Source organism: Pseudomonas sp. H3_E04 (genome assembly GCF_054668915.1).
Genome location: NZ_CP162797.1, coordinates 879,855 through 903,733, shown reverse-complemented (window position 1 = coordinate 903,733; position 23,879 = coordinate 879,855). Strand labels below are relative to the sequence as shown.

Sequence of the window (23,879 nt, the reverse complement as noted above, 5' to 3'; positions counted from 1 at the left end):
GTATACAAAAATTGCGAACATAGGCAGCAATCTTCAATCGACAGTGCTAACGTGGCTCATCCTGACCCGATGGAGACACCCGCGTGCTGATCCTCAAACTGCTGCTGATTCCCGGTTTTCTCCTGCTGATTTCCCTGGCAGGCAAACGTTGGGGGCCGAGCGTGGCCGGGTGGCTGTCGGGATTGCCGGTGGTGGTCGGGCCGATCCTGTTGTTCCTCGCCATCGAACAAGGGCCGCAGTTTGCCGCGCAATCGGCGGTGGCGGCGCTGTCGGCAATGTTCGCGATGATCGCGTTCTGCATCACCTATGCGCAGGTCGCGCAACGCGCCAATTGGCCATGGGCGCTTACAATTTCACTGGCGGTTTGGGGCGTACTGGCGGCGGTGTTGTCGGTAATTCCGGCGTCCTTGCCGTTCTCGGTGATTGCGGCAGCGGTGGCACTGCTCGCTTCGCCTTATCTGTTCCCTGAGGTGCATCCAGTATTGAACGGGCCAGCACCGAAGTCGGACAAACTGATCTGGCGGATGATCGCCGGCGCGGCGCTGACGCTGGTGGTGACGATGCTGGCGAGCACCGTCGGCGAACGCTGGAGCGGCCTGCTCGCTGTGTTCCCGGTGCTGGGCAGCGTCATGGCGGTGTTCTCGCAACAAACCCGAGGCCCGGCTTTTACCGCTGCGTTATTGCGCGCAACGGCGACCGGCATGTATTCGTTTTCGGCGTTCTGCCTGGTGTCGGCCTTGACGCTGCCGAGCATGGGCCTCAGCGGCTTCGCAGTGGGAGTGGCAGTGTCTGTGGCCATGCTCGGGGTGACCCGACGGCTGCTGGCGCGACCAGTGGCGAAGGCGCAAGCACAATAGCGCCCGGACGAATCGCGCTGGAACGCCTGGTGTGCTCCGTGGGATGATCGGCCGCCTCGCGCGACCACTTCCCGGAGATTCAGATGTCATTGTTGAGCAAAAAAGCCGTCGTCCTGATGTTGGCGGCCGTCGCCGGTTTCGCCGCGATCAACGCACACGCCGCCAAGGAAAAAGTCAAAACCGAAAAGGTCTCGCTGCTTGACGGCAAGTTTGCCTTTGTCCTGCCCAAAGGCTTTGTCGCCGACCCGTTGCCCGCCAGCCCGAGCGGGGCCAAGGGCACCATGTACACTAATCAGACCACCAAAACCGTGGTTATCGCCGCCGAAAACCAGATCCCCGCAGGGCAGAACGTCAAGGATAACGACAGTGAATTTCTCGACGGCAGCGTGTCGAGTTTCATCGACGATCAGCGCAAGGCTCTGCCAGACTTCAACAAGCTCAGCGAGAAAAGCCTGACCCAGAAAGGCACCGGCCTCGGCCTGCGCCAGGTTGACAGCACCGCCACCCAGGGCGGTGGCCAGACCCTCAACACCACGCTGCTGGCAGGCTCCGGAACGAAGATGGCGCTGGTGCAGGTGATTTCCCGCGCCAGCGACAAGAAAGGTCACGATGCTTTGGTCAAAACCATCGTCAAGGATTGAGCCGCTGCAGCCAGCCATTCAGATCGCGCAATTCGGCAGCACTGATACTGTGGCCGACGCCCGGATAAGCGTGAAACTCAGGCTTGTAATCGAGCTTCTGCAATAGCGCGTTGGCCTCGGTGCCGTGACGGTAAGGCACCGGGTCATCGGCAGTGCCGTGGCCGATAAAGATGCTCAGCGGCAGCGGCTGGCCAGGCTTGAGTTCGGCTTTGAGCACCGGCAACAAGCGCCCGCTCAACGCGGCAAAGCCGCCCACGGCCGCCGGGGCGCGCAGGCCCACTTCGTAACTCATCATCGCGCCCTGGCTAAAACCGATCAGGTATACCTTGTCCGGCGCGGCGTGATATTTCCTCGCGGCCTGGGCGATAAAGTCGCGCAGCTTCTGACCGCTGACCTTCAGATCATCGGTCTCGCCGTTGTAGGCACCTTCGCCCTTCTTGCGAAACCACTGGTAACGTCCTTCACCCAACGTCATCGGCGCGCGCACCGACAGGTAGTTGTACTGTGCCGGCAGCTGAAATTTCATGCCGATCAGATCGGCCTCGTTACTGCCGTAACCGTGCAGGAAAATCACCAGCGGACGCGGCTCGGCGTCTGCGTGGACCTGTTCGAGGTACTTGAGTGGCAGATCGGATTGCAGGGTGGTTTGCGCCTGGACGGCGGTGGATGCGAGCAGGGTTAGCAGAGCGAAGATCTTCAGCATTGCAGCGTTCCTTCACAGAGTGTCGGGTTCGCGGGGGAGCCTAACATTCTCGGCTGAGGAACCAAATTTTGTGGCGTGGCTGATGGCCCTTTCGCGAGCAGGCTCGCTCCCACCGTTGAAATGCGTTCCCTTGTGGGAGCGAGCCTGCTCGCGAAGAGGCCCGCACATTTACCGCAACCTGTCAGTCGTTGGTCAGCTTGCCGGTACGAAACGGCACCCGCCCTGCCACTTTCGCCTGCCAGATCCCCGGCTCGGTATAACGCCCGCGATCAATCGCAAACAGCACCCCGCTGGTGCCGGCGCGCACGGTGGTTACGCGATCCTGCAGTGGATCGACGACTTCGAACAACGCGTCGCCCTGCTCTACCCACTCGCCGGCATTGCGCAAGAAACTGACCACGCCGTGGTGCGGCGCAAACAGGTATTCAGTGCCTTCAAACGGCAGACCTTCACAACATTCGCTCGGCGCCGCCGGCCATTCGCCGCTGATGAAGCCCTGCTCGGCGAGAAAGCCCAGAATCGCTTCGCAATTGGCCTGAGCCTGATCGACGCGGGTGTCGCCCATGCTGCCCAGCTCCAGCGTGGTCGCCAGGTTAGCCGGCGGAATCGCCGCGTTGGGGAAGGCTTTGGCCAGACGCAACCACGGCGTCGAGCACGATTCATCGAACGAGCTGCCGCCGGAATCTTCGCAGAGCAATGCGACGCCCGCCTTCAACCGCGCCGCCAATGATTGCCAATGCGGCCAGTGTTGCGGCAGCGCGTAAAGGTGAATCGCAGCGTCGAAGTCGCAATGCAAATCGAGGGTGATGTCGGCGTCGCAGGCGTGGCGCAGCAACAAGCGATGCAAGGCCTCCAATTGCGACTTTGCTGCCGGCAACTCATCAAAGACCTGAGCCATGGTCTGACGGATCAGCGCAATATTGGCTTCGGCATCCGCGCCCAGACGCTCGCCAACCAGCGCCGCTACCGGGGCGCTGAGCTCGACGAATGAGCGATTGAAGTTCTTGCCGCTGCCCAGTTCGAAGCGGCCCATGTGATTGCCTTGCAGATGCTGATCCAGGCCGATCGGATTGGCCACCGGCACCAGTTCGATGACGCCCTGCAAGCGGCCCTGCTGTTCCAGTTCGTTCAAACGCAGCTTGAGTTCCCACGCGGTGCGCATGCCCGGCAGTTCATCGGCATGCAGGCTGGCCTGGATATAGACTTTCCGGCTGCCAGCGCCGTAACGGAACACGCTGAGGGAGCGCTCGCTGCCCAAGTGGCTCCAGGGCAGAACGTGGTCGATGCGTTGCATGTGAAACTCCTCAATAGCTGGGTTACGCAAAACCCTGTGGGAGCGAGCCTGCTCGCGAATGCGTCAGGTCAGACGATGACGATGTCGATGTCGATGTCGATGTCGATGTCGATGTCGAATGTCAGACCGCTTTCGCGAGCAGGCTCGCTCCCACAGAGAATTTCCATCAATAAAAGAACATAAAAAAAGTGGCCACCGCGCAAACGGTGGCCACTTTTTTTCACGGCGTATTAATGGCCGTACACGTCAAAGTCGAAGTACTTGTCCTGGACTTTCTTGTACTCGCCATTGGCGCGGATGTCGGTGATGGCTTTGTTGAACTGCTCAGCCAGCGCGGTATCGCCCTTGCGCACGGCAATGCCAGCACCGCCGCCGAAGTACTTGGCGTCTTCATAGGTCGGGCCGACGAATTCGAAGCCTTTGCCAGCGTCGGTTTTCAGGAAACCGTCGCTGAGGTTGACCGAGTCGGCCAGCATCGCGTCGATACGTCCGGAGACCATGTCGAGGTTGGCTTCCTGCTGCGAGCCGTAGCGCACCAGTTCGATCCCGGCCGGAACCAGCACTTCGGTCGCGTAACGGTCGTGAGTACTGGCGCGCAGCACACCGACTTTCTTGCCTTTGAGTTCGGTCAGCGGGTCTTTCACACCGGAGCCTTCCTTCATCACGAAGCGCGCCGGGGTGTGGTAGTACTTGATGGTGAAATCGACGTTTTTCTTGCGGTCGTCAGTGATGGTCATCGACGACAGAATCACGTCGATTTTTTTCACTTTCAGTGCCGGGATCAGGCCATCGAACTCTTGCTCGACCCACGTGCATTTGACCTTCATCTGCGCGCACAGCGCATCGCCGATGTCCACGTCAAAACCAGTGAGTTTGCCGTCAGGGGTTTTCATCGAGAATGGCGGGTAACCGGCTTCGATACCGATGCGGATCGGCTTGGCGTCTTCGGCCACAGCGGTGAGGGACAACATCGACAGTGCCAGGGCACCGAACATCACTAGCTTTTTCATTTATTACTCCCGTGCGGAGGCTTTTATTGGCAGCTTTCGATTCAGCATTCGGTCATGGCGTTCTAACGGCAAAAACCGAAGTGGCCGGCAGTCTATGGCGACGCGCACGGGGGCAATTGTTTTTAAGCGACAAATACTTACAGAACATCGGCGCACGCATTGACGAGGGTCAAGGCGTGCGCCGTGGTGGTGCGAAGGCTGTAGGACAGGAATGTTTTCAGAGCAAAAAATGCTGATTCCCCTGTAGGACCTGCCGAAGGCTGCGATCTTTTGATCTTGTTTTTTGAGATCAAGATCAAAAGATCGCAGCCTTCGGCAGCTCCTACAGAAACGTCAGCATTCGCAGGCCACAGGTGTGTTGGCTGCTGAAACCGCGCTCAGTTTGAAACCTTCATCCAGCCATCCAGTAACGCCGCCGATCATCTCCTTGACCGGATAGCCCAACGCCGCCAGCTTCACCGCAGCCTTGTTCGCGCCGTTGCAATGGGGTCCGGCGCAGTAGACCACGAACAAAGTGTGTCTTGGGTAATCGGCCAAGCGCTCCGCCGTGAGCAAGCGGGTCGGGATATTGATCGCGCCGGGCACATGGCCGCGCTCGAACGCCAATGGGCCGCGCACATCCACCAGAACAAAATCGACCTCCCCGGCCTCTTGGCTACTAAACACGTCGGAACAATCGGTTTCGAAGGTCAGACGATTGCTGAAATGCATCAGGGCAATCGCCGAAGGGGCCGCAGGGATTTCGCGAACCAGGCTGCTCATGTGTGTCGCTCCTTTGTCTGTGGGGTATGAACAGACTTTATCGAGACGGCGCTTGCCGCTACAGTGGCGCGCAAGACACCGACCGGGAGTTTTCCGCCAAATGCCCACTCAGCCCAATCTGGTTGCCATTCTGGCCTACGACGGCCTCTGCACATTCGAGTTCGGCATTGCTGTCGAGATCTTCGGCCTGGCCCGGCCAGAGTTCGACTTCCCTTGGTACGAACACGCGATTGCCGCGGTCGACAAAGGCCCGATGCGCGCCATGGGCGGCATTCAGGTGCTGGCCGATGGTGGCCTGGAACTGCTCGCCGCAGCGCGCACCATCGTCATTCCGGGCTGGCGCGACCGCAACGCCCCGGTACCGCCTGCGCTGATCGACGCGTTGCGTCGGGCGCATGAACGAGGCGCGCGGTTGCTGTCGATCTGCTCGGGCGTGTTCGTCCTCGCCGCCAGCGGCCTGCTCGACGGCCACCGCGCCACCACGCACTGGCGCTACACCGGTGAACTGGCGCAACGCTTCCCGGCCATTGAGGTCGATCCGGACGTGCTTTATGTCGACGCCGGCCAACTCATTACCTCCGCCGGCAGCGCGGCCGGCATCGACGCCTGCCTGCATCTAGTGACACGTGACTTCGGCACGCAGGTCGCCAACGCCGTCGCGCGGCGCCTGGTCATGTCGCCGCAACGCAACGGCGGCCAGGCCCAATTCATCCCCACCCCGGTCAGCCCGACACCCCGCAGCGACCTGTCGCGCATCATGCAATGGGCCCGCGAACGCCTGCACGAACCGCTGGAAGTCCGCGATCTGGCCAGTGAAGCGGCGATGAGCGAGCGCACGTTTTTGCGGCGCTTCACCGAAGCCAGCGGGCAAACGCCCAAGGCGTGGCTGCAACATGAACGCCTGGCGCGAGCGCGGGAGCTGCTCGAGAGCACCCATCAACACACCGAGCAGATCGCCCAGCGCTGCGGCTATCGCTCGGTAGAAAGTTTTCGTGTGGCGTTTCGCAGCGTGGTGGGCGTGCCGCCGTCGGTTTATCGGGAGCGGTTTGGGCGGTAGGGTAAGGCGATGATGGCTTGATGCAGCGCTGGTCGACATGCAGTGCACTGGCAAACGCCGTCAACTCTGTGGGAGCGGGCCTGCTGGCGAGGCACACGTCTCGTCAATCCGTTAACAGCCAAAAAGGACACAGCTGCGCCAATGAAACTCACCTACCAAGACCCGTCAATAGATCATGATGAATCCGAACGATTACTGACCAGCGGCGCTCAGGAGGATGTGATTTGCGCACTGATCTCCATTGGCTTGAATGAACCCGATGGCAGTTGGGCAGAGGAAATCTGCGCCAAGTATCTCTCCAGCGAAACCGAATCGATCGCTGCCTCTGCCATCACCGCCCTGGGCCATATCGCTCGTCGACATGGAAGACTGGATGCCGAAACCGTTTTGCCGGCGCTCGAAAACGTAAGGCGTCGGATGCCCTCGTTGCAGGGCGTCATTGAGGACACAATTGACGATATAGAGATGTTCACCTGAGCATCCGAAGTTGCAAGCGTTTGGATGAGGGTGGCGTCATCCAGACGCACGCTCCTCAGACCTCAATCCTCCCGCGTCAAAACCTCCAGCAACTCAATCTCAAACACCAGATTCGAATTCGGCGGGATCTTGCCCATGCTCCGCTCGCCGTAGCCCAGATGCGCCGGTACCAGCAATTTGCGTTTGCCGCCGACCTGCATGCCCATCAGGCCCTGATCCCAGCCTTTGATCACGCGTCCAGTGCCGATCACGCACTGAAACGGTTTGCCTCGGCTCCCGGATGAGTCGAATTCAGTGCCGTCTTCCAGCCAGCCGGTGTATTGGGTGGTGATCAGCGCGCCTTTCACAGCGGCTTTGCCGTCGCCCGGTTGCAGGTCGATGATTTGCAGTTCGTCTGTCATGTCGTTGGCTCTTGAGATGTTCGCAGGCGGCGTTTTTCGCAGAATCCGGCGTCGATGGCAATCCATGGAACCGAAAACACGCATCGCCGCTCACATGTGTATCGACATCGTATGACGACAAGGATGCTTAGATGACCGACTCTCGATTGCTCCGCAGTTTCATCCCGCCCTACATTCTCAACCGCATCATTGCCCACGGCTCCGAGCCGCAGCGCAACGCCGCGATGCAGACGCTCAATCATGTACGCAGCCTGCTGCCCAACCCCGGCCGTCCTTCGCAGCCGCCGGCGCGGGCGATTCTGCCGGAGGCGAGCAAGCCTGGCCTGGCGCGGCGCAGCGTGCATGATGCGCAGAACAAAATGCTCTTGCCGGGCATGCCGGTGCGCCTCGAGGGCCAGCCGGCATCGGGGGACCCGGCGGTCGACGAGGCTTACGATGCGCTGGGCGCCAGCTATGATTTCTTCTGGAAGGTGCTCGGTCGCGACTCGATCGACAATCAGGGATTCGCGCTGATCGGCAGTGTGCATTACGGGCAAGCCTACGAAAACGCGTTCTGGAATGGCGCGCAGATGGTCTTCGGTGACGGTGATGGCGAAATCTTCCAGCGCTTCACCCGCTCGCTCGACGTCATCGGCCATGAACTGGCCCACGGCGTCACCGAAAGCGAAGCCGGGCTGATTTATGCCAACCAGTCCGGCGCGTTGAACGAGTCGCTCTCGGACGTATTCGGCGTGCTGACCAAGCAGTACACCCTCGGCGAGACCGCCGAGCAGGCAGACTGGTTGATCGGCGCCGACCTGCTGATGCCACAGATCCAGGGCAAGGGCCTGCGCTCGATGTCGCACCCCGGCACGGCATACGACGACCCGATGCTGGGCAAGGATCCGCAACCGGATCACATGCGCAAGTTCGTCATCACCAGCGAAGACAATGGCGGCGTACACATCAACTCCGGCATTCCCAACCGCGCGTTTTACCTGGCAGCCCGAGCGTTTGGCGGCTTCGCCTGGGAAAAAGCCGGACGCATCTGGTACGACACGCTGTGTGATGACCGATTGAAACAGGACGCAACGTTCGACGCGTTCGCAAAACTGACGATCAACCACGCCGGCGAGCGCTTCGGCGCCGAAGCAGCCGACGCAGTGCAGCAAGCCTGGGCACAGGTCGGTATCGAATAATCCGAGGAGACCGTATGAAAACGCTACCCGAGCTGGATAAAGATTCCGTTTTGCGCGTATCTCGCCAGGGTGGCGTTGCAGCGATTCACAGCCTGAGCCGCCCAAGGGAAATCGAATTTGCCCAGTGCGATATCAGTCAGCGTTCAAGGATCTGCTCGGTGCTCGAAGGTTGCCTGCCACTGGACAATAGCGAATCGGGACGTGGGGATCAGCGCTTCTACCAGATTGAAGTGCGCTATCAGTCCGGGGAAATGGTGTTGAAGGTGCCGGAGGATCGGGCACCGGGGGAGCTGGTGCATTTGTGGGACAAGGGGGAGCTTTTGTAACGCTCCCCCGATATTCAGACTATTTCTCGACCGGCTGCATCTCGACAATCGTGCCGTTGGTGATCATCACCATCACGTACTTGTCATTGATCTGCACCCACTGCGCCTGCTCGATCGGTGCTTTCAGACCTTTGGCTTTCCAGTTCTTCAGCGCCTTGTCTTCGCGCTGATACATTTCCGGCGCGCGGTCATTGACCTTCAACTGGCGATCGCTGGTCGGCGATTGCACAGAGGGATCGCTGGAGGTTTGCGCCGCTTGAACAATGGGCGTGATCCCGGCAATACCGGCAGCGAGGGCCAGGCTGGCGATTAGGGTTTTGCTGTTCATCGGTGAACCTCTTTCAGATGAGTAGTACCTGAACTCCGACTGCGCGGCGCGGGAAACATTCCTTGTTTTTTGCCGGATGTGGCCGTCAGAAGGCTTTGTCCATCAGACCGCCATCGCTGGCAGGCCAGCTCCCACAGGGATTGGTGCTTCACCACATTTTTTGACCAGAGCTCCGGTCCCTGTAGGAGTGAGCCTGCTCGCGATACACCTTCGACTGGCAAACATCGTTTTCGCCTGAGATACCGCTATCGCGAGCAGGCTCACTCCTACAACAGCAAAAACCAGATCAAAAGATCGCAGCCTTCGGCAGCTCCTACACGATGAGCGTTAGCTCGAGTACCGCTTTCGATCTTGATCCACCAGCAACGTCGGGAGGCTGAGTGGAGGGATTGATCCGCCCTACGCATCAATCCATGCCAACAATGCAATTAACAGATTGTTACATCTGCGCCACCATCCACCTCAATAAAAACCGTGCGCCGCTTCTCCGTAGCGCACGTCATAAAAGCGGTGGAGTACTTTCCAATGACAGCCTCAATCCCTACCAACGGCTCGCGGGCCGGTGCCATCTTCCGGGTGACCTCGGGCAACTTCCTCGAACAGTTCGACTTCTTTCTGTTCGGCTTCTACGCCACGCAGATCGCGGCGGTGTTCTTCCCGGCGAGCAGCGAGTTCGCCTCCCTGATGATGACGTTCGCGGTGTTCGGCGCAGGCTTCCTGATGCGTCCGCTGGGCGCCATTGTGCTCGGCGCATACATCGATGATGTCGGCCGGCGCAAAGGTCTGATCGTCACCCTGTCGATCATGGCCAGCGGCACGATATTGATTGTGCTGGTGCCCGGATACGAAACCATTGGCCTGTTCGCCCCGGCACTGGTGCTGATTGGCCGGTTGCTGCAAGGCTTCTCGGCCGGTGCGGAACTTGGTGGTGTTTCGGTGTATCTGTCCGAGATCGCCACGCCGGGGCGCAAAGGCTTTTTCACCGCTTGGCAGTCGGCCAGTCAGCAAGTGGCGATCATCGTCGCGGCCGCGCTGGGCTACGGTCTGAACCAGTGGATGGAGCCGCAAGCCGTGGCCGCGTGGGGCTGGCGCATTCCGTTTTTCGTCGGCTGCATGATCGTCCCGTTCATCTTTTTCCTGCGCCGCAATCTGGCGGAAACCGAAGAGTTCGCCGCGCGTAAACATCGCCCGAGCATGCGCGAAGTATTCCGCACCCTCGGCCAGAACTGGGGCGTGGTGCTCGGCGGAATGCTGATGGTCGCGCTGACCACCACCGCGTTCTACCTGATCACCGTGTACGCACCGACCTTCGGTAAAACCGTGCTGCACCTGAGCACTTCCGACGCGCTGCTGGTGACGCTGCTGGTGGGTGTGTCGAACTTCTTCTGGCTGCCGATTGGCGGCGCGTTGTCCGACCGCATCGGCCGTCGTCCGGTATTGATCGGCATGGCCTTGCTGGCGCTGGCCACGACATATCCGGCGCTGTCGTTCCTGGTGCAGGCGCCGAGCTTCACCAACATGCTGCTGACGCTGCTGTGGCTGTCGTTCATCTACGGCTTGTACAACGGCGCGATGATTCCGGCGCTGACCGAAATCATGCCGGTGGAAGTGCGCGTCGCCGGCTTCTCGCTGGCCTACAGCCTGGCCACGGCGATCTTCGGCGGGTTCACCCCGGCGATGTCGACCTTCCTGATCCAGTACACCGGCGACAAAGCCGCGCCAGGTTACTGGATGAGCATCGGTGCCCTCTGCGCGCTGTGCGCCACGCTTTATCTGTACCGCCGTGCCGGTGGTCGTCTGCAACCTGTCGCGGCCTGAGGAATACTTGCCATGAAAAAACTCTTTACTGTCACTGCCCTGCTCGCCGGTCTCGCCTTCAACTTCGCGGCCCAGGCCGAAGAACTCAGCGTGATGACCTCCGGGGGCTTTACCGCCGCCTACAAGATTCTCGGGCCGAAATTCGCTGCCGCCACCGGTAACACGCTGACCACCAGCCTCGGTCCGTCGATGGGAAAGGCGCCGGAAGCGATTCCCAATCGTCTGGCGCGCGGTGAGCACGCCGACGTGGTGATCATGGTCGGTTACGCCCTCGATGAGCTGATCAAACAAGGCAAGGTCGACCCGGCCTCCCGCGTTGAACTGGCGGATTCGCGGATCGGCATGGTGGTGCGTGAAGGCGCGGCGAAACCGGACATCAGCAGCGTCGATGGCCTGAAGAAAACCCTGCTCGGCGCGCAGTCGGTGGCGTACTCCGACAGCGCCAGCGGCGTGTATATCGAGCAGCAGCTGTTCAAGAAACTCGGCATTGAAGATCAGTTGAAACCGAAAGCCAAGATGATTGCCAGGATCCCGGTCGGTTCGGTGGTTGCCACTGGCGACTATCAGCTGGGCTTCCAGCAGGTCAGCGAATTGCTGCCGGTGCCGGGCGTGAGCTTCGTCGCGAAGATTCCGGAATCGGTACAGTCGGTGACGCGTTTTGCCGCGGGCATTCCGGTCAAGGCCGAGCATCCGCAAGAAGCCAAAGCCCTGCTCGCCTACCTCGCTGCACCGGCCGCTCAGGCTGACGTGCAGGCCACCGGACTGGATTCGGTCAAGCGTTAATCGTTGGCGGCTGGACGCGCATCTCGACGACCAGCCGCTCCAGTTCCAATGCCGCCGGGGTCAACGTACGATCCCGGCGCTTGATGATGCCGACACTGCGCATCACCTGCGGCTCAATCAGTGGCACCCGCGTCAGAATCGGATGATCCGGGCCGGGCATCGCCATCAACGGCACCGCCGCCACGCCCAACCCCGCCTCCACCAAACCGATCATCGTCGTCACATGCCGCGTCTCGCAGATGCTCTGCCGCTGCGGCACTACCCCGCCCAAGGCCTGATCGAGCAGAAAGCGATTACCCGAAGTCTTGTCCAGCGCGATGTAATCCTGCTGATAGAACTCGTCCCAACTGACGCTGCTGCGCCCGGCCAGCGGATGATCGCGACGACAGGCGACAACGTAGCACTCCTGCACAAGCGGTTCGAACTCGACTTTGGCATCCTGCGTGCCGAGGAAACTCAAACCGAAATCCGCCTCGCCATTGACCACCGCACTCAACACATCGTGAGCACTGGAATCGAGGACTTTGACTTTGATCCGTGGAAACTGCTGGTGATAACGCGCGACCACGCGGGGCATGAAGTAGTACGCCGCCGACGGCACGCAGGCCACGGTGACATGGCCCAAACGGGTCGAAGCCACTTCGCTGATGCCGAGCAAGGCAATGTCGAGATCATCCAGCAAGCGTTCGACACTGGGCATGAAGCCGCGTCCGGCCTGGGTCAGGCTGACCTTGCGCGTGGTGCGCTCGAACAGTTTGACGCCGAGGGCGTCTTCGAGCTTCTCAATGCGCCGGCTCAGCGCCGGTTGCGACAGGCGTACGGTGTCGGCAGCCTTGCGAAAACTGCCCTGCTCGACCACTGCACGGAAGGCTTGCAGGTCATTGAGGTCGAAGTTGATGGCCATGGCGTTTCCGGAAATTGATGCGCGGGGGTTATAAATGTAACCAGTTGATGCAAATTATTACAGAGCACATGAAGATCCCCTGTAGGGGCTGCCGCAGGCTGCGATCTTTTGATCTTGATTCTCTGAAGGCAAAAGCAAGATCAAAAGATCGCAGCCTCGTTGCACTCGACAGCTCCTACAAGGATCGTTGGTGGATCTGAAATTGATTGAGCCCTTATCCTTGTCGCCCCGCCGTACCCGTAGTCAGGAGTCGTTCCAATGCCCCATGAAGGCAATCTGTTGCAAGCCGCTGTCGTGTTTCTATTCGCGGCGGTGCTCACCGTGCCTTTGGCCAAACGTCTGCAACTGGGCGCTGTGCTCGGTTATCTGTTTGCCGGGGTGATCATCGGCCCATCGGTGCTTGGCCTGATCGGCAATCCGCAAAGCGTTGCGCATATTTCCGAACTCGGCGTGGTGTTGTTGCTGTTCATCATCGGCCTCGAACTGTCGCCTCGGCGCTTGTGGGTGATGCGCAAATCGGTGTTCGGCGTCGGCCTGGCGCAGGTGCTGCTGACGGCGTCGGTGATCGGTGGGCTGGCGCTGTCGGTGTTCGGCCAGCCGCTGAACAGTGCGATCGTGCTGGGCCTCGGTCTGGCGCTGTCCTCCACAGCGTTCGGCCTGCAAAGCCTTGCCGAACGCAAGGAACTGACCAGCCCCCACGGGCGTCTGGCGTTTGCGATTCTGCTGTTCCAGGACATCGCGGCGATTCCATTGATCGCCCTGGTGCCGATGCTCGCCGGCGTCGATCATCACACCAGCACCGCCGACGATATTCGTCACAGTTTGCAGGTGCTCGGCGGCATTGCCGTGGTGGTGATCGGCGGGCGGTATCTGCTGCGGCCGGTGTTCCGCGTGGTGGCGAAAACCGGTCTGCCCGAGGTATCCACTGCGACGGCGTTGCTGGTGGTGATCGGCACGGCGTGGCTGATGGATCTGGTCGGCGTGTCGATGGCGCTCGGGGCGTTTCTCGCCGGTCTGCTGCTGGCGGATTCGGAATATCGGCATGAGCTGGAAGCGCAGATCGAACCGTTCAAGGGTCTGTTGCTCGGACTGTTTTTCATCAGCGTCGGCATGGGCGCCAATCTCAGCCTGTTGTTGAGCGCGCCGATCACCGTGTTGGGCCTGACCCTGCTGCTGATCGGTCTGAAATTGCCGCTGCTGTTCGTCGTCGGGCGGCTGGCAGGCGGGTTGAACAAGATCAGCGCGATCCGCCTCGGCATCGTCCTGGCTGCCGGTGGTGAGTTTGCCTTCGTGGTGTTCAAGATCGGCCGCGATCAGGGCCTGTTCGAGCCGCGTCTTTACGACCTGCTGGTGCTGACCATCACCCTGTCGATGGCGCTGACGCCGTTGCTGCTGTTGATCTGCGCGCGGCTGGTCAGCCCGAAAGTGCAGCCGGTGGAAGTGCCGGAGAAATTCCGCGAAATCGATACCGAAGCGCCGCGCGTGGTGATCGCCGGCATGGGCCGGATGGGCCAGATCGTGGCGCGGATCCTGCGCGCGCAGAACATCAAGTTTGTCGCGCTGGACACCTCGGTGGAAACCATCGAACTGTCGCGCAGCTTTGGCGGTGTGCCAGTGTTCTACGGCGACCCGATGCGCCCGGAAATTCTGCATGCGGCGAAGGTTGGCGAGGCGGAATATTTCGTCATCGCCACGGATGATCCAGAAACCAACATCAAGACTGCGGAAGTGGTGCACAAGCACTATCCGCACATGAAAATCATCGCTCGCGCGCGTAACCGTCAGCACGTGCATCGCCTGGTTGACGTGGGCGCGGAAGCGATTCGCGAGACTTACTATTCGAGTCTGGAAATGAGCCGGCGCACGCTGGTCGGCCTCGGTCTGACACAAGCCCAGGCCGATGCGCGGATCAAGCGTTTCAAGCATCACGACGAACAGGTACTGGAGGCGCAACACGCCGTATACGACGACGCCGCCAAAGTCCTGCAGACCGCCCAGGAAGCCCGGGCGGAACTGGCCAAACTGTTCGAATCGGATCAACTGGAAGAGCAAGCGCGCGACAGCTGAAAATCCGGCGCTGCTCAAGCCGCCTTCGCGGGCAAGCCCGCTCCCACAGTGGTCGAGTCGAACCAATATTTCGTGTACGACATATAACCCTGTGGGAGCGGGCTTGCCCGCGAAGAGGCCGGCACATTCAACATCAATGCTGCCTAGGTCAGGCCAGTTCCAGCATGGGCGCAGGCTCGACGGCTGTAACTGCAAACCGATCCGCCAGAAACGGCGTGATATCCAGCGGCAGCGGTTCGTCACTCACCAGTTTATCCAGCAGCACACCGGTAATCGCCGACGTCAGAATGCCGGTGCGGAAGTGTCCGCAAGCATTCAGATAACCCTCGACCCCACGCATCGGGCCGAGGATCGGCAACTCATCCGGCGAGCCCGGGCGCAATCCCGCCCAGGTGCGCTTGAGGTTGACGTCCGCCAGCTCCGGCAAACAGCGCACCGCGCCCTGCACCAGCCCGGCGATTTCCGGGAAGGTGGTGGTGACGTCGAAGCCTTTGTCTTCGGTGGTGCTACCAATGAGGATTTCGCCGTTGTCCTTTTGCGCCACGTAACAATCGCTGGTGGTCAGGCAGCCATTGAGGATCTTCGGCATGCGCTCGGTCAGCAGGATCTGGCCTTTCACCGGTTTTACCGGAATACGAATCCCCGTCGCCCACTCGCTCAGATCCGCCGCCCAGGCACCAGCGGCGTTGATCAGCGTCTTGCAGTGAAACACCCCCGCCTCCGCCGTCTGCACGCCAGTCACGCGAGTGCCATGATGCAACACGCCGGTAACATTGGTGTTGACGAAGATGTCGACGCCGTTCTGCCGCGCGCCTTCCATGTAGGCATCCGCGAGGCGAAACGGGCTGACCTGATGGTCGCAGAGAAACTCCAATGCACCGCGAGCCTCATGACTGACACTCGGCTCCGCCTCCCGCAACGCCGCTTGATCGAGCCAGCGCACCTGATCGGCCAGATGCGGAATGCAGCCGACGATGTGCTCGGCGTAGAGCCGGTCCTCGTCGTCATAAATCACGAATTTCAGCCCGGTCTTCTCGAACTTGCAATCCATGCCGTGATTGTCTTTCAACTCGCGGTGCAACGCCGGGTACAGCGCGTTGGACTGCAAGGCAAAATCGAAAAACGACTGCGGCAAAATATGCGGCGTACTGGCGTCCACCGCCACCGCCGCGCCCCGGGTTGCGCGCTTGCGATTGGCCGACATCATGCGAAAGAAGATCACCCCGCAACCGAGGCCGACCGATTCGCCGATCGCCCACAACCCGCCAGCCGAAGCACGGGTCGCGTTGCCGGGGCGCTTGGCGTCGATCAGTGCCACCTTGAGATCTTTGCGTTTGGACAATTGGTAGGCGCAGGACGCGCCGATCACGCCGCCACCGGCAATGACCACGTCGTAGAACTTACTCATGGGAGGCGGCCTCTGTGCCGAGGGACTGGAATGCGGAAAACGGCACTGGATCAATCGGAAAGCGCGGGCGCAGCCAGCCGACATCCTGACGTCCGGTGGCCTGGCGCAGGCGATCGCTGCAATAGCCGACGCACATCCGCCCCTGACAATCGCCCATGCTCACGCGGGTGCGCATTTTCAGGCTGGCGATGTCTTGCACACCCTGCTCCAGGGCCAGATCGATGTCGGCGCGGGTCGCATGTTCGCAGCGGCAGATCACCGTGTCGGCTGCGGGCAAAGCTATCTGGCCGACACCGCGCGCCGTATAGCGATCCACGGCAGCACGGAAGCGCACGATGGCTCTGAGTTTGCTCAGGTAGCGGTCACGGCGGACGCGGGCCAGTTCGGCGTCGAGTTCGCCACGTTGCAGCAGGATCGAAGTGGCAGCGATCTTGCCGGTGAGCATCGCCGCTTCACCGCCGCGAATTCCGCCCATGTCACCGGCCAGATGCACATGCGCCACGTTGCTTTGCTGCCAGACATTGGCGTGGGCCCGCAGGTAACCGTCGTCGCTGAAGCCGTGATCGAGACCCATCTGCTGGCTCAATTGCGTGCGCGGAATAAAACCGTAACCCACCGCCAGCGTCTGCGCTTCGAAGCGTTCGACCCGCGAAAGGTCCGCCTCCCACGTCGCCGAATACGGCGCGACGCTGACGCTTTTCAACTCGCCTGCGCCGTGGGCTTCCACCACACCCCAGCCGTAATTCATCGCAATGCCGTGCAATTTCAGATAAGCGAGCATGCTCAAGCCGTCGAGGAACAGTTGCGGTTTGTTCAATAGCGCCAGACTCTCGCGGGCGATCTTGCCGAACGCGCAAGCCTCGTAGACGCCGGCGACGCGCACGCCAGCGGCATGCAATTGGGTCGCCACCAGCGGCAGCAGCGGCCCGGTGCCGGCGATGATCACCGGCCCTTGCGGTTTGACCACGCCGCTCTTGATCTGCAGCTGCAAACCGCCGAGCAGGATGACTCCCGGCAACGTCCAGCCGGGAAACGGCACGCTGCGTTCATGGCAACCGGCGGCCAGCAACAGCTGCGGATAAGCCATCTCGTGCAGTTGCTCATCGCCGTCGAGCACCACCAACGCGCGGGTGCCTTCAGCGCCGACCACGCGATGGTTGAGGCGCACGTCAATCAGCCCCGACTGCTGCTGAAATTCGCCGTGCAGTTTGTCCAGTGCTTCGGAATAACGCGGGCCGAGATAATCCAGCTGCACGCCATCGCGCAACGGCCCGCGATAGACCACCCCGCCGAGGCGCGAAGCCTCTTCGAGCAAGGTGCAGCGCACCCCGTGGCGCGCCAGTTCGATGGCCGCCGCCATGCCCGCCGGCCCACCGCCGACAATCAGCGGTTGCAGGCTCATGCGACCTCCTGGCCGACGACGCGGTTGACCTGGGTTTCAATCTGCATGCCGTCGCGCACTACGGTCTGGCAGGCGCGGCGTTTGTGGCGACCGTTGATTTTCACCAGACAGCACTGGCACACGCCCATGCCGCAATAGGCGCCGCTGATCTGATCGTGATCATTGCGTGCGATCTGGCGCACGCCGAGGGACTGGATGACGCTGAGGACAGTTTCGCCAATGCCGGCGCTGACCGCTTGGCCATTGATGTGCACGGTCATGTCCGCCTGCACCAAGGGCTGGATATCGAAAGTTCTTTCTAGGCAGTTCATTACGGTGTTCGTCCGTGAAGATTCAGTTGAGGTTGTGACAGCTCCTTGCTGCACTACGCCTCGTCGACGCTTTTATTGCTGTGTTTTCAACGTCGACGCGGATACTTCGTCAGCGCAACAAGGTGCGCGAGAAGCACTGTAGCTCATACCTCAGCAAAGGCCTGGGTCATTTACGGTAGGCGATATCGCAACGCGAAATATTGATCCAGGCCAGTGAAAATGTCGGGATGGACAACGCTCAGTTGGAGAAGACGAACTGGCCTTTGATTTTCTTTGCGCCGAAGAAACCAAGGTCGGGGAACAACAGATTTTTCAGCCAGGCAACGTAGAAGATCATCGCCAGCGTGATTGCCACACCGATCACCGTACCGGTCGGGTCCTCTCCGTATTCCTTGAACATGCGCGGCACCTGGCTGATCGAGAGCACCACATACACCGTGTAAGCATGAGCCGCGTTGCGATAAAAACCCCAGGCAAAGAGCAAAGGCACGCCCCCTGCAAACAAACCAAGTCCAATGGCGAAACCGGTGCTGATGGTCAGCCCCAGGAGATAGCCACCCACCAGACCGATCAGCGCCTGAACATAAATCAGTCCAAGAAGAATTTTGATCTTGCCAGCGTGTCGTTCAATCAGATCCGGATCCGGGCGCGAGCCGATCAGGTAGGCCAGCGCCTTGTCTTTCAGCGCACCACCGGAGAATGCCTTGAAAGTCTCGGTTTTCGAGCGACCGGCAGCGAGCATTTCGCTGATCTGGCGTTTGGTTTCCTTCTTGTCCAACTGACTCATCCTTAAAGTGATAAAGCGGAACGCCCGCTTTGCGCAGGGATTTTCGCTTTTGGCCCCGCAGAAAGCAAAAAGCCGCTTTCACCCGAAGATGAAAGCGGCAGAGGCATCCTGCCTCAGAGGGATCAGTGTACGAACAGGGCGATCAGGATGATGATCGGGATCGGTACGCCGAGGAAGAACAGCAGTAATGAGCGCATGGTGACTCTCCTTTTTAACGGACCGGAGTGGTAGTGGTGTAGGTGTCGACTTCAACGTACTCGACCGCATCGCGACGACGACCGCCGAAGGTGGCTGCGAGGCTGGCGAAGAACGCACCGGCCAGCAGCGCGACGAACATCCACAGCGAGGTGTAGGCAGCGACTTTGGCGGCGGTGTCGGCCGCTTGCTGGGCTTTCAGTTTCGCGTCAGCAATGGCTTTCTGTGTGTTGGCGTAGATTTCGTCGACACGACGTTCAGCATCGGCCTGGCTCAGGTTGGTACGTTGCGACACCAGTTGTGCGAGGTAGGTGCGGTCTTCGGCGCTGAGCTGACCGTTGGCCAGGCTCTGGGCGAAAATGCGGGTTACGGTGCCGCGTGCGGCGTCATCGCTGACGGCAGCAGGACGGTCATCGCGGAACAGGCTGTCAACGAAGTAGCCGTACTGATCGCTGTCAGTGTTGGCAGCAGCCGAGCCAGCTGCTTGGCTCATCGCCCCGGCAGCACCGCCGACAACATTCGCACCGGCCTGCACACCGCCGCTGATTACGCTGCTGACCGAACCGACCACCAGCACAGCGGTGACCAGCGTGGCGACACACCAGGCGAGGAAGCCATGGGCGGTGTCGCGGAAGTAGACTTCGTCACCGTGCATGTTGGCCCACTTCACCCGCAGACGGCCGGCAATGTAGCCGCCCATGCCGGAAGCAATGATCTGCGTCACAGCGAGCCAGACTATCGTCGAAATGCCCAGGCCCTTGGCGCTGACGCCCTCTCCGGCCCACGGTGATACAGCCGAAAAGCCCAGGCCGAAACCGAGCAACACCAGAATCATCGACAGTGCAGCGGCAGCCGCAGCACCGGCGAAGATCGCGCCCCAGGACACGCCTGAAACACTGCTCGACTCTTCCACGGCAGAATAATAGCCATCAGGGGATCTATTCATTGTTGTACTGCTCCAGGCATGAAAAATGGTGTTACAACTCGTCGGATGAGGAATTGCAGTGACCGTGCCAGTTGCAGCAACTAAATAAATCCTTGTTTTTCATTGACTTATAAAATATGAACTTCTTAGGACCTTGCAAATTGCAACAGTTGCCAAATTCCAGCGGGTTTTATGCATTGGCAGAGTCGATCATTTTCGCTTGTAGCTCTTCTTGCCGCTGGGTGTCAGGCAATACACGCCGCCGCGCGGCCCCGTGCAAAACGAGCCGGTACCGCAGGCGCAACCGTCATCGCTTTGCAGGAAGTTTTGCGGGCGCGCCTGTTGGCGCTCGCCAAACATTGCCGCGCAGCTCTTCTTCGAACCGCTGATTGAGCCGTCATTGCACAGGAAAAGGTCGCCGTCGCAGCGGTCGATTCCGCCTTTCTTGCCGGAACAAGGCGTATTGGCCGCCAGAGCGAGACCGCTGGCAAATACCAGCAAAAGCAGGAATATCGGCCTCCAGCCAGAGCTAATCAATTTATTCACAGCGCCACTCCTGTTGGACTTTATGGCCAGATGATATCAATCTTCTGCCAATCAAAGCTTCCGTCCCGGCGAATGGCAGCGGCAACATGAAAGTTAATTTAAAGCGTCACGGGAAATTCTTGGCAAAATGCTGCCACTCCGTTTGAACCGATCAGCAGGCCTGCCTATGACTCGTATCTTGACCATCGAAGACGACGCCGTTACCGCGCGCGAAATCGTTGCCGAACTGAGCAGCCACGGGCTGGACGTCGACTGGGTCGACAATGGCCGCGAAGGCCTCGACCGTGCCGTCAGCGGCAATTACGACTTGATCACTCTCGACCGCATGTTGCCCGAGCTCGATGGCCTGGCGATTGTCACCACGTTGCGCACCATGGGTGTGGTGACGCCGATTCTGATGATCAGCGCCCTCTCCGATGTCGATGAGCGCGTGCGCGGCTTGCGCGCAGGCGGCGATGACTACCTGACCAAGCCATTCGCCACCGATGAAATGGCCGCCAGGGTTGAAGTGTTGTTGCGTCGGCAGACCAGCGTCGCCACCCAGGCGACGACGTTGAAGGTCGCTGACCTGGAACTGGACCTGATCAGCCACGAAGCCCGACGCGCCGAGCAGGTCCTGACGCTGCTGCCGACCGAATACAAGCTGCTCGAGTTTCTGATGCGCAACAGCGGCCAGATCCTTTCGCGGATGATGATTTTCGAAGAGGTGTGGGGTTATCACTTCGACCCGGGCACCAACCTGATCGACGTGCACATCGGCCGTCTGCGCAAGAAGATCGACGCAGCCGGCAACGTTCCGCTGATCCGCACGGTACGGGGCTCCGGCTATGTCATTGCCGAACCCGTCTGACGGCTGGCGCTCTTCCAGCAGCCGCCTGCTGGCGCTGTACAGTTCGCTGTTCGTGGCGTGGAGCGCGATCCTCATGGGGGTCATGTACTACGAGGTGTCCGGCTACCTCGACAAACTCGCCAAACATTCGTTGATGCAACGTCAGCACCTGTTTTCGCACTTTCGCGGCGAGCAACTGGAAGACGCCCTCGCTGCCAGCATGACTTTCGATATCAGGGGTATCGACGCCTATGGTCTGTTCAGCGCGGACGGCGTTTACCTGGGCGGCGCACTTCAGCAAATTCCCGAAGGACTGCCGCTGGATGGCAAGATCCACATGCTCGCCGAGTGCGCCGATTCCGACGATCCGACCCTGCCAAACGACAGCTGCGATGCCGTAGCCACGCAAACCCGCGACGGACGCTGGCTGGTGTTGCTGCGCGACAATGGCTCGTTGTTTGCGGTCACGCGGATCATTTTGCACGCGCTGTTCTGGGGCGTGTCGCTGACAATTATTCCCGGGATCGCCGGTTGGCATCTGCTGCGGCGTCGACCGTTGCAGCGCATTCGCGCGATCCAGAACAGCGCGCAGGCGATCGTCGCCGGCGACCTGACGCACCGCTTGCCGCTGTCCAATCGCCGCGATGAACTGGACATGCTCGCCGCCATCGTCAACGCCATGCTCGAGCGCATCGAACGTTTGATGAACGAGGTCAAAGGCGTCTGCGACAACATCGCCCACGACTTGCGCACTCCCCTGACCCGCTTGCGCGCGCAGTTGTATCGCATGCAGCAACAGGCCGGCGAAGGTTCGCAGCAAGCAGCGCAACTGGATTTGGTCCTCGCCGAAGCAGACACGCTGATGGCGCGCTTTCGCGGGTTGCTGCGGATTTCCGAACTGGAGGATCGTCAGCGCCGTTCAGGTTTCGTCGAACTCGACCCGGCGCAGCTCCTGGAAGAATTGCACGAGTTCTATCTGCCACTGGCCGAGGAAGGCGACCTGCGCTTTCAATTGAACATGCCCGAGACGCTGCCGCCGCTCAATGGCGACCGCGCTTTATTGTTCGAAGCGTTGGCAAATCTGCTGAGCAACTCGATCAAATTCACCCCGCCCGGCGGCACGGTCATGTTGCGTGGGGTCAACGCCGGTGGGCAGACGCGGATCGAGGTGCACGATTCAGGGCCGGGGATTCCTGAGGCTGAACGTGAGGCAGTGTTCCAGCGCTTTTATCGCACCGAGGGTGGCCAGCCGCAAAGTGGGTTTGGCTTGGGACTGTCGATTGTCGCGGCGATTGTCAGCCTGCACGGCTTCAGCCTTGAGGTCGGGGGCAGTGACCTGGGCGGGGCGAAACTGGTGCTGGATTGTCGGCAGAGCTTGATCAGCCAGGCCTGAGGGGATGCGATCCACCCTGTGGGAGCGAGCCTGCTCGCGAATGCGGTGGTTCAGTCACAGCAATGTTGACTGACCTGACGCCTTCGCGAGCAGGCTCGCTCCCACAGGAAATCCCATGCTTAACAGGTACTGTGCAATTCAATCAGGTCGGGTAATTCGCACGCTGGGCATCGAGGCCGCCCTGGTAGATACCGTTGAACAACGCCACCACTTCCTCATCGCTCACGCCCACCGCGTTGAAGCGCCCCGACCACGTCACCCGCGCGCCCTGCCCCTGGGCTTCAACCTTGATCGTCGCCAGGTAATCACTGGCCGGGAACGGTGCCTGCTCGATCGAATAGCTGTAGGTTCTGGCCGCGTTATCGAAGGTCTGCAGACGTTCGATTATCACACCGCCGTCAGCGGTTTGCAGACTGCGCACGCGCCCGCCTTCGCTCAGTTCACTTTTGGTAATCAACGGCAGCCAATCCGGCAGTGTGTTGAAGCCGCCGATCAATTGCCAGACCTGATCGGCCGAGGCCGGGATGTCGATGGTTGCGGAAGCTGTTGGCATAAATACGTCTCTCGAAGAATTCAGATAGTCAGGCTGTCGACCACGCCGCCATCGACGCGCAACGCCGCGCCTGTGGTGGCCGAGGACAGCGGTGAAGCAATGTAGGTGACCAGATGCGCCACTTCCGAAACGTCCGCCACGCGCTGGATGATCGAAGTCGGACGGGCCTTGCGCACAAAGGCGTCGGCCTCGTCACGCAGATTGCGCCCGGACTCGGCAGCGGCGTCCTTGAGCATGTCCTGCAGGCCATCGGTGAAGGTCGGCCCCGGCAGGATCGCATTGACCGTGACCCCGGTGCCAGCCAGACGCTTGGCCAAGCCGTGGGACACCGCGAGGTTGGCGCTTTTGGTCACGCCGTAATTGAGCATGTCCGCCGGCGTCGCCACGCCGGATTCCGACGACAGGAAGATCACCCGGCCCCAACCCTGCTCGACCATCGCCGGCACGTAATGCCGCGCCAGGCGCACGCCGGAAATCACGTTGACCTCGTAGAAGCGTGTCCACTCGCTGTCGGGGGTCTCGAAGAAATCGACGTCGTTGAAGATGCCCAGATTGTTCACCAGAATGTCCGCGCGCGGCTCGGCGGCGAAGAGCTTTTGCGCGCCCTCCGCCGTGCCCAGATCGGCGGTCAGACCACGCAACTGCGCGCTTGGCACGGCTTGGCGAATGCTCGCCAGTGCCTGCTCGACCTTGGCCGTGTCACGACCGATCACCACCACCGTCGCGCCGGCCTCGGCCAACGACTGGCTGATGCCCAGGCCGATGCCGGCGGTACTGCCGCTAACGATGGCCAGCTTCCCACTCAGATCAATCTTCATGCGTTTACCTCATCGATTGGCAAGGGCTCGCGCCGGACGGCCGATGCCTGTTACGGGCTCGACCTTGGCAGCAATTTCAGGGCATGGATCAGCGTAGTCGCGATGT

At 60.6% G+C, this 23,879-nt stretch carries 26 protein-coding genes; 11 read left to right on the top strand and 15 right to left on the bottom strand.

Annotated features, from left to right (window positions below):
• Positions 1–83: 83 nt before the first annotated feature.
• The gene (locus AB4N53_RS04175) at positions 84–857 is read left to right on the top strand and encodes a hypothetical protein (RefSeq protein ID WP_460118419.1); all 774 of its coding nucleotides are present in this window, start codon (positions 84–86) and stop codon (positions 855–857) included.
• 83 nt (positions 858–940) lie between these two features.
• Positions 941–1,498, top strand: coding sequence for a DcrB/PsbP domain-containing protein (locus tag AB4N53_RS04170; protein WP_460118417.1), 558 nt, complete (start codon positions 941–943; stop codon positions 1,496–1,498).
• Here AB4N53_RS04170 and AB4N53_RS04165 read toward each other — a convergent pair.
• The 4 genes from AB4N53_RS04165 to AB4N53_RS04150 form a co-directional block, all read right to left on the bottom strand.
• Positions 1,488–2,201, bottom strand: a complete 714-nt coding sequence (locus tag AB4N53_RS04165) for an alpha/beta hydrolase (protein WP_460118415.1) — start codon at positions 2,199–2,201, stop codon at positions 1,488–1,490. The two genes, AB4N53_RS04170 and AB4N53_RS04165, sit on opposite strands and share 11 nt — an antisense overlap.
• 181 nt (positions 2,202–2,382) lie before the next feature.
• Positions 2,383–3,495, bottom strand: coding sequence for a succinylglutamate desuccinylase/aspartoacylase family protein (locus tag AB4N53_RS04160; RefSeq protein ID WP_460118413.1), 1,113 nt, complete (start codon positions 3,493–3,495; stop codon positions 2,383–2,385).
• Positions 3,496–3,725: 230 nt separating this feature from the next.
• Positions 3,726–4,505, bottom strand: coding sequence for an ABC transporter substrate-binding protein (locus AB4N53_RS04155; RefSeq protein ID WP_460118411.1), 780 nt, complete (start codon positions 4,503–4,505; stop codon positions 3,726–3,728).
• Between the two features lie 333 nt (positions 4,506–4,838).
• Entirely contained in the window at positions 4,839–5,267 is a 429-nt protein-coding gene (locus tag AB4N53_RS04150; RefSeq protein WP_460118409.1) for a rhodanese-like domain-containing protein, read from the bottom strand.
• Positions 5,268–5,367: 100 nt separating this feature from the next.
• Between AB4N53_RS04150 and ftrA the strand changes: the two genes are divergently transcribed.
• Together ftrA and AB4N53_RS04140 are read left to right on the top strand one after the other, a co-directional pair.
• Positions 5,368–6,324 (top strand): transcriptional regulator FtrA, encoded by a 957-nt coding sequence (gene ftrA, locus AB4N53_RS04145; RefSeq protein ID WP_460118407.1) that lies wholly within the window; start codon positions 5,368–5,370, stop codon positions 6,322–6,324.
• Positions 6,325–6,465: 141 nt separating this feature from the next.
• Positions 6,466–6,801, top strand: coding sequence for a hypothetical protein (locus AB4N53_RS04140; RefSeq protein WP_460118405.1), 336 nt, complete (start codon positions 6,466–6,468; stop codon positions 6,799–6,801).
• A gap of 62 nt (positions 6,802–6,863) precedes the next feature.
• Here the strand turns inward: AB4N53_RS04140 and AB4N53_RS04135 are convergent, their stop codons facing one another.
• The gene (locus tag AB4N53_RS04135; RefSeq protein WP_460118403.1) at positions 6,864–7,202 is read right to left on the bottom strand and encodes an FKBP-type peptidyl-prolyl cis-trans isomerase; all 339 of its coding nucleotides are present in this window, start codon (positions 7,200–7,202) and stop codon (positions 6,864–6,866) included.
• Between the two features lie 131 nt (positions 7,203–7,333).
• Between AB4N53_RS04135 and AB4N53_RS04130 the strand changes: the two genes are divergently transcribed.
• Together AB4N53_RS04130 and AB4N53_RS04125 are read left to right on the top strand one after the other, a co-directional pair.
• Complete coding sequence (locus AB4N53_RS04130) at positions 7,334–8,380, top strand: M4 family metallopeptidase (protein ID WP_016775215.1); 1,047 nt, start codon at positions 7,334–7,336, stop codon at positions 8,378–8,380.
• Between the two features lie 14 nt (positions 8,381–8,394).
• Positions 8,395–8,706, top strand: coding sequence for a protealysin inhibitor emfourin (locus tag AB4N53_RS04125; RefSeq protein WP_460118401.1), 312 nt, complete (start codon positions 8,395–8,397; stop codon positions 8,704–8,706).
• Between the two features lie 19 nt (positions 8,707–8,725).
• Here AB4N53_RS04125 and AB4N53_RS04120 read toward each other — a convergent pair whose 3' ends face one another.
• Positions 8,726–9,034 carry an RcnB family protein gene (locus AB4N53_RS04120; protein WP_460118399.1) on the bottom strand — a complete coding sequence of 103 codons (309 nt, stop codon included), beginning with the start codon at positions 9,032–9,034 and terminating at the stop codon, positions 8,726–8,728.
• Between the two features lie 525 nt (positions 9,035–9,559).
• On the opposite strand from AB4N53_RS04120, the gene tcuC reads away from it, so the two are divergent.
• Positions 9,560–10,852, top strand: a complete 1,293-nt coding sequence (gene tcuC, locus AB4N53_RS04115) for a tricarballylate/proton symporter TcuC (protein ID WP_460118397.1) — start codon at positions 9,560–9,562, stop codon at positions 10,850–10,852.
• 12 nt (positions 10,853–10,864) lie between these two features.
• Positions 10,865–11,635: a substrate-binding domain-containing protein gene (locus tag AB4N53_RS04110; RefSeq protein WP_460118395.1), complete on the top strand. Its 771-nt coding sequence runs from the start codon at positions 10,865–10,867 to the stop codon at positions 11,633–11,635.
• Here the strand turns inward: AB4N53_RS04110 and AB4N53_RS04105 are convergent.
• On the bottom strand, positions 11,625–12,539 hold the full coding sequence (locus AB4N53_RS04105; protein WP_016775221.1) for a LysR family transcriptional regulator: 915 nt from the start codon (positions 12,537–12,539) through the stop codon (positions 11,625–11,627). The two genes, AB4N53_RS04110 and AB4N53_RS04105, sit on opposite strands and share 11 nt — an antisense overlap.
• Before the next feature lie 258 nt (positions 12,540–12,797).
• On the opposite strand from AB4N53_RS04105, the gene AB4N53_RS04100 reads away from it, so the two are divergent.
• Complete coding sequence (locus AB4N53_RS04100; protein WP_460118393.1) at positions 12,798–14,606, top strand: monovalent cation:proton antiporter-2 (CPA2) family protein; 1,809 nt, start codon at positions 12,798–12,800, stop codon at positions 14,604–14,606.
• A 148-nt stretch (positions 14,607–14,754) separates the two neighbouring features.
• On the opposite strand, the gene hcnC is transcribed toward AB4N53_RS04100, so the two are convergent.
• From hcnC to AB4N53_RS04070, 6 genes are all read right to left on the bottom strand, one after another.
• Complete coding sequence (gene hcnC / locus AB4N53_RS04095) at positions 14,755–16,014, bottom strand: cyanide-forming glycine dehydrogenase subunit HcnC (protein WP_460118391.1); 1,260 nt, start codon at positions 16,012–16,014, stop codon at positions 14,755–14,757.
• Complete coding sequence (gene hcnB / locus AB4N53_RS04090; protein WP_460118389.1) at positions 16,007–17,416, bottom strand: cyanide-forming glycine dehydrogenase subunit HcnB; 1,410 nt, start codon at positions 17,414–17,416, stop codon at positions 16,007–16,009. Before hcnB ends, hcnC begins: the two co-directional genes overlap by 8 nt.
• Entirely contained in the window at positions 17,413–17,727 is a 315-nt protein-coding gene (locus AB4N53_RS04085) for a (2Fe-2S)-binding protein (RefSeq protein ID WP_460118387.1), read from the bottom strand. Before AB4N53_RS04085 ends, hcnB begins: the two co-directional genes overlap by 4 nt.
• 238 nt (positions 17,728–17,965) lie before the next feature.
• Positions 17,966–18,514, bottom strand: a complete 549-nt coding sequence (locus tag AB4N53_RS04080) for a hypothetical protein (protein WP_460118385.1) — start codon at positions 18,512–18,514, stop codon at positions 17,966–17,968.
• A gap of 211 nt (positions 18,515–18,725) precedes the next feature.
• Positions 18,726–19,655: a hypothetical protein gene (locus AB4N53_RS04075; RefSeq protein WP_460118383.1), complete on the bottom strand. Its 930-nt coding sequence runs from the start codon at positions 19,653–19,655 to the stop codon at positions 18,726–18,728.
• A 189-nt stretch (positions 19,656–19,844) separates the two neighbouring features.
• On the bottom strand, positions 19,845–20,168 hold the full coding sequence (locus AB4N53_RS04070; RefSeq protein ID WP_460125305.1) for a YdcA family protein: 324 nt from the start codon (positions 20,166–20,168) through the stop codon (positions 19,845–19,847).
• A gap of 178 nt (positions 20,169–20,346) precedes the next feature.
• Here AB4N53_RS04070 and AB4N53_RS04065 point away from each other — a divergent pair, with 178 nt between their 5' ends.
• Entirely contained in the window at positions 20,347–21,030 is a 684-nt protein-coding gene (locus tag AB4N53_RS04065; protein ID WP_460118381.1) for a response regulator transcription factor, read from the top strand.
• On the top strand, positions 21,008–22,402 hold the full coding sequence (locus AB4N53_RS04060) for a sensor histidine kinase (RefSeq protein WP_460118379.1): 1,395 nt from the start codon (positions 21,008–21,010) through the stop codon (positions 22,400–22,402). The genes AB4N53_RS04065 and AB4N53_RS04060 overlap by 23 nt, the downstream gene beginning before the upstream one ends.
• 142 nt (positions 22,403–22,544) lie before the next feature.
• On the opposite strand, the gene AB4N53_RS04055 is transcribed toward AB4N53_RS04060, so the two are convergent.
• On the bottom strand, positions 22,545–22,955 hold the full coding sequence (locus tag AB4N53_RS04055) for an SRPBCC family protein (RefSeq protein WP_460118377.1): 411 nt from the start codon (positions 22,953–22,955) through the stop codon (positions 22,545–22,547).
• 20 nt (positions 22,956–22,975) lie between these two features.
• Entirely contained in the window at positions 22,976–23,773 is a 798-nt protein-coding gene (locus AB4N53_RS04050; RefSeq protein WP_460118375.1) for an SDR family NAD(P)-dependent oxidoreductase, read from the bottom strand.
• Between the last annotated feature and the right edge of the window lie 106 nt (positions 23,774–23,879).

Coding starts and splice junctions, on each gene's coding strand:
- AB4N53_RS04110 (WP_460118395.1), top strand. CDS start 10,865: ATGAAAAAACTCTTTACTGTCACTGCCCTGCTCGCCGGTCTCGCCTTC.
- AB4N53_RS04150 (WP_460118409.1), bottom strand. CDS start 5,267: ATGAGCAGCCTGGTTCGCGAAATCCCTGCGGCCCCTTCGGCGATTGCC.
- AB4N53_RS04125 (WP_460118401.1), top strand. CDS start 8,395: ATGAAAACGCTACCCGAGCTGGATAAAGATTCCGTTTTGCGCGTATCT.
- AB4N53_RS04080 (WP_460118385.1), bottom strand. CDS start 18,514: ATGAGTCAGTTGGACAAGAAGGAAACCAAACGCCAGATCAGCGAAATG.
- hcnC (WP_460118391.1), bottom strand. CDS start 16,014: ATGAGTAAGTTCTACGACGTGGTCATTGCCGGTGGCGGCGTGATCGGC.
- AB4N53_RS04130 (WP_016775215.1), top strand. CDS start 7,334: ATGACCGACTCTCGATTGCTCCGCAGTTTCATCCCGCCCTACATTCTC.
- AB4N53_RS04165 (WP_460118415.1), bottom strand. CDS start 2,201: ATGCTGAAGATCTTCGCTCTGCTAACCCTGCTCGCATCCACCGCCGTC.
- AB4N53_RS04060 (WP_460118379.1), top strand. CDS start 21,008: ATGTCATTGCCGAACCCGTCTGACGGCTGGCGCTCTTCCAGCAGCCGC.
- AB4N53_RS04105 (WP_016775221.1), bottom strand. CDS start 12,539: ATGGCCATCAACTTCGACCTCAATGACCTGCAAGCCTTCCGTGCAGTG.
- AB4N53_RS04160 (WP_460118413.1), bottom strand. CDS start 3,495: ATGCAACGCATCGACCACGTTCTGCCCTGGAGCCACTTGGGCAGCGAG.
- AB4N53_RS04075 (WP_460118383.1), bottom strand. CDS start 19,655: ATGAATAGATCCCCTGATGGCTATTATTCTGCCGTGGAAGAGTCGAGC.
- AB4N53_RS04050 (WP_460118375.1), bottom strand. CDS start 23,773: ATGAAGATTGATCTGAGTGGGAAGCTGGCCATCGTTAGCGGCAGTACC.
- AB4N53_RS04155 (WP_460118411.1), bottom strand. CDS start 4,505: ATGAAAAAGCTAGTGATGTTCGGTGCCCTGGCACTGTCGATGTTGTCC.
- AB4N53_RS04120 (WP_460118399.1), bottom strand. CDS start 9,034: ATGAACAGCAAAACCCTAATCGCCAGCCTGGCCCTCGCTGCCGGTATT.
- AB4N53_RS04170 (WP_460118417.1), top strand. CDS start 941: ATGTCATTGTTGAGCAAAAAAGCCGTCGTCCTGATGTTGGCGGCCGTC.
- AB4N53_RS04065 (WP_460118381.1), top strand. CDS start 20,347: ATGACTCGTATCTTGACCATCGAAGACGACGCCGTTACCGCGCGCGAA.
- AB4N53_RS04100 (WP_460118393.1), top strand. CDS start 12,798: ATGCCCCATGAAGGCAATCTGTTGCAAGCCGCTGTCGTGTTTCTATTC.
- AB4N53_RS04085 (WP_460118387.1), bottom strand. CDS start 17,727: ATGAACTGCCTAGAAAGAACTTTCGATATCCAGCCCTTGGTGCAGGCG.
- AB4N53_RS04135 (WP_460118403.1), bottom strand. CDS start 7,202: ATGACAGACGAACTGCAAATCATCGACCTGCAACCGGGCGACGGCAAA.
- AB4N53_RS04140 (WP_460118405.1), top strand. CDS start 6,466: ATGAAACTCACCTACCAAGACCCGTCAATAGATCATGATGAATCCGAA.
- tcuC (WP_460118397.1), top strand. CDS start 9,560: ATGACAGCCTCAATCCCTACCAACGGCTCGCGGGCCGGTGCCATCTTC.
- ftrA (WP_460118407.1), top strand. CDS start 5,368: ATGCCCACTCAGCCCAATCTGGTTGCCATTCTGGCCTACGACGGCCTC.
- hcnB (WP_460118389.1), bottom strand. CDS start 17,416: ATGAGCCTGCAACCGCTGATTGTCGGCGGTGGGCCGGCGGGCATGGCG.
- AB4N53_RS04055 (WP_460118377.1), bottom strand. CDS start 22,955: ATGCCAACAGCTTCCGCAACCATCGACATCCCGGCCTCGGCCGATCAG.